Below are 900 nucleotides of genomic sequence, written 5' to 3' on the forward strand. Positions count from 1 at the left end.
AAGGCCTTTGAATAAGACAAAAGGCTGCCTCATCGCTAACTTTGCAACAGTGCCCGGCCAGGAATGCCCGGCGCGCGGATACTTCCGCTCAAGGGCGTCGGGAAGCGCAACGCCGCTGCGGCCCTCGGCCTGGTCCTTCAGCCACCATGCCCGTGCACGCGACAGCTGCTCGCGCAGGCTGGGTGCCAAGCTCTCGGGTAACATCAAGGCCCGATCCTTGGAGCCCTTGCCCTCCCGCACGATGATCGTGCCGTGATCGAAATCCAGATCCTTGACCCGCAGTTGCAAACCCTCACTGATCCGCATGCCCGTTCCATACAGAAGCTGGGCGAACAAACGATGCTCGCCTTCCAGAAAACCGAGGATGCGAACCACTTCATCCGGGGTCAGCACCACCGGCAAGCGCCGCGACGGCCGAGCTCTTCCGATCTCCTGAAGCCAGGGCAGATCCGTCCACAGCACCTTGCCGTAGAAGAACAGCAAGGCCGCCAATGCCTGACGATGCGTGGAGACCGAAACCTTGCGCTCGTTCGCCAGCCAGGACAGAAATGCCTCGACTTCGCTGCTGCCCAAGGTTGCCGGGTGACGCACACCGTGGAAACGGATGAAGGCACGAACCCAGTGGACATAAGCCTGTTCGGTTCGTAAACTGTAATGCAAGTAGCGTATGCGCTCACGCAACTGGTCCAGAACCTTGACCGAACGCAGCGGTGGTAACGGCGCAGTGGCGGTTTTCATGGCTTGTTATGACTGTTTTTTTGTACAGTCTATGCCTCGGGCATCCAAGCAGCAAGCGCGTTACGCCGTGGGTCGATGTTTGATGTTATGGAGCAGCAACGATGTTACGCAGCAGGGCAGTCGCCCTAAAACAAAGTTAACCCCTAAGGAAGTATCGTGAAA

The 900-nt window shown here is 58.3% G+C and carries 1 protein-coding gene; it reads right to left on the minus strand.

The features are described from left to right. On the minus strand, nt 1-738 hold a 738-nt coding region (gene intI1 / locus ABD353_RS39695), incomplete at its 3' end, for a class 1 integron integrase IntI1 (protein WP_344628577.1). Nucleotides 739-900 lie beyond the last annotated feature (162 nt).

This window comes from Kitasatospora arboriphila, from assembly GCF_039528095.1.
Classification (GTDB): Bacteria; Actinomycetota; Actinomycetes; order Streptomycetales; family Streptomycetaceae; genus Kitasatospora; species Kitasatospora arboriphila.